The 2528-nt window shown below is 77.2% G+C and carries 2 protein-coding genes and 1 pseudogene; all 3 read left to right on the top strand.

The window, feature by feature from the left end; translation table 11 throughout:
• Nucleotides 1-692: pseudogene (locus NH602_RS30055) on the top strand (primosome assembly protein PriA); the annotation flags it as partial.
• 103 nt (nucleotides 693-795) lie between these two features.
• Nucleotides 796-1344 (top strand): peptide deformylase, encoded by a 549-nt coding sequence (gene def / locus NH602_RS30050; protein ID WP_062403164.1) that lies wholly within the window; start codon nucleotides 796-798, stop codon nucleotides 1342-1344.
• On the top strand, nucleotides 1341-2273 hold the full coding sequence (gene fmt, locus NH602_RS30045; RefSeq protein ID WP_073574700.1) for a methionyl-tRNA formyltransferase: 933 nt from the start codon (nucleotides 1341-1343) through the stop codon (nucleotides 2271-2273). The genes def and fmt overlap by 4 nt, the downstream gene beginning before the upstream one ends.
• The last annotated feature ends 255 nt before the right edge of the window (nucleotides 2274-2528 follow it).

Genomic DNA, 2528 nt, shown 5'->3' with positions numbered 1-2528 from the left:
GCGCCTTCCCCGGTGTCACCGTGCGGACCTCCGGCGGGGGCGCCGAGGTGCTCGACACCGTCCCGCCCGGGCCCGCGCTGGTCGTCGCCACGCCGGGGGCGGAGCCGGTCGTCGACGGCGGTGGGGCCGGCTACGGCGCCGCGCTGCTGCTCGACGGCTGGGCGATGCTCGCCCGGCCGGACCTGCGCGTCGCCGAGGAGACGCTGCGCCGCTGGTTCGCCGCGGCCGCCGGGGTCGTGCCGCACACCGACGGCGGACGGGTCGTCGTCGTCGCCGAGGCGTCGGTGCCGACGGTGCAGGCGCTGGTGCGGTGGGACCCGGCCGGGCACGCCGCGGCCGAGCTCGCCGAACGCGCCGAGGTGGGGTTCCCGCCCGCGATCCGGATGGCCTCGGTGGAGGGGCCGCCCGCCGCCGTCGCCGAGATCTGTGACGCGGTGCTCGGCACCGGGCGCGTCGACCCGTCCCCGCCCGAGGGGGTGGAGCTGCTCGGACCGGTCGAGATCGACCCGCCGGACCGGCCCGGCGCCGGTCACGGCACCGCCGACGAGGTCCGCGAGCGCGCGTTGCTGCGGGTCCCGCGCCGCGCCGGTCGCGACCTGGCCCGTGCCCTGCACGACGCGCAGGCCCTGCGCACCGCCCGCAAGGCCCCCGAGACCGTCCGGGTCCGGCTCGACCCCGACGAGATCGACTGAGCGGTGCGCCGCGTCACCGGCGTGACCGCGGAGGGGGACGGCGGTGCCGCAGTGGCACAATGGAGCGCTGATCACCGCACTCGTCCGCCGTGAGGGGAAGCCCGTGCCCATCCAGCCCGTCCGGCTGTTCGGCGACCCGGTCCTGCGCACCCGCGCCACCGAGGTCACCGACTTCGACGCGGAGCTGCGCAAGCTCGTCAGCGACCTGACCGACACCATGCACGACGAGGGCGGCGCCGGCCTGGCCGCGCCGCAGATCGGCGTCGGCAAGCGGGTGTTCGTCTACGACTGCGACGGTTTCTCCGGGCACCTGGTCAACCCGACCTGGGAGGCCGTCGGTGAGGACGAGCAGTTCGGCATGGAGGGCTGCCTGTCCATCCCCGGGCTCGGCTGGGACTGCCGGCGCAAGCTGCACGTCGTCGCGCGGGGCTGGGACATGCACGGTGAGCCGCAGGTGGTCGAGGGCTCCGAGCTGCTGGCGCGGGCCATCCAGCACGAGACCGACCACCTCGACGGCGTGCTGTTCGTCGACCGGCTCGACGCCGAGACCCGCAAGCTGGCGATGCGCGAGATCCGGGAGGCCGCCTGGTTCGGCGAGCCCGAGCCGGTCGTCAAGGCGAGCCCGCACCCCATGTTCGGCAAGGCTCGATGAGGCTGCTGTTCGCCGGCACCCCCGACCCGGCGGTGCCGTCGCTGCGGGCGCTGCTGGAGCACCCCGGCCACGAGGTCGTCGCGGTGCTGACCCGCCCGGACGCCCCCGCCGGGCGCGGCCGCAGGCTCACCCGCTCCCCGGTCGGCGAGCTCGCCGACGCGGCGGGGATCCCCGTGCTGACCCCCGCGAAGCCGTCGGGCCCGGAGTTCCTCGACACCCTGCGCGCGCTCGCCCCGGACTGCGCACCGGTCGTCGCCTACGGGGCGCTGCTGCCCCGCCCGGTGCTGGACGTGCCCGTCCACGGCTGGGTCAACCTGCACTTCTCGCTGCTGCCCGCCTGGCGCGGCGCGGCCCCGGTGCAGTCCGCGATCCGGCACGGCGACGACGTCACCGGCGCCACCACGTTCCGGCTCGAGGAGGGCATGGACACCGGGCCCACCTACGGCCTGGTCACCGAGACCGTCGGCGCGACCGACACCGCGGGCGACCTTCTGGGCAGGCTCGCCGAGTCCGGTGCCCGGTTGCTCGCCGCGACCCTGGACGGCATCGCCGACGGCACGCTGACCGCCGTCCCGCAGCCCGCCGAGGGGGTCTCGCTCGCGCCGAAGGTCACGACCGCCGACGCCCGCGCCGACTTCACCACCCCGGCCGCCGCGCTGGACCGGCTGATCCGCTCGGTCACCCCCGAGCCCGGCGCGTGGTGCGGATTCCGCGACGACCGCCTCGGGCTCGGCCCGGTCCGCCCGTTGCGCACCGGTGAGGTCGAGCTCGCGCCGGGGGAGCTGCGGGTCGAGCGCCGCCGGGTGCTGGCCGGGACCGCGACCGTCCCCGTCGAGCTGGGCGAGGTGAAGCCGAAGGGCAAGCGGTTCATGCCCGCACCGGACTGGGCCCGCGGCGCCCGGATCGACGGCGTCGAGTACCTGGGCTGACCCGCCGCCACCCGCCGCGGTCCGGCGCACCGACCTCCCGACACCACACCGACTTCCCGACATCCCGGACGACGGCCGGCCCCCGGCCACGGCGGACCCCGCCGAGGAGACCACGTGAGCGAGCAGGACCCCCGACCCGACCGCGACCGGCCCGACCGGTCCGACCGCCCCGAGCGGCGCGCCGGCGACGACCGGCACCGCGGCGGCGACAGGTCGGGCGGTGACCGGGCCCGCGGGGACCGGTCGCGCGACGAC

Source organism: Pseudonocardia sp. McavD-2-B, from assembly GCF_024124365.1.
In the GTDB taxonomy this organism is placed as follows: Bacteria; Actinomycetota; Actinomycetes; order Mycobacteriales; family Pseudonocardiaceae; genus Pseudonocardia; species Pseudonocardia alni.
This window is presented reverse-complemented; position numbering and strand designations above follow the sequence as displayed.

Coding starts and splice junctions, on each gene's coding strand:
- fmt (WP_073574700.1), top strand. CDS start 1,341: ATGAGGCTGCTGTTCGCCGGCACCCCCGACCCGGCGGTGCCGTCGCTG.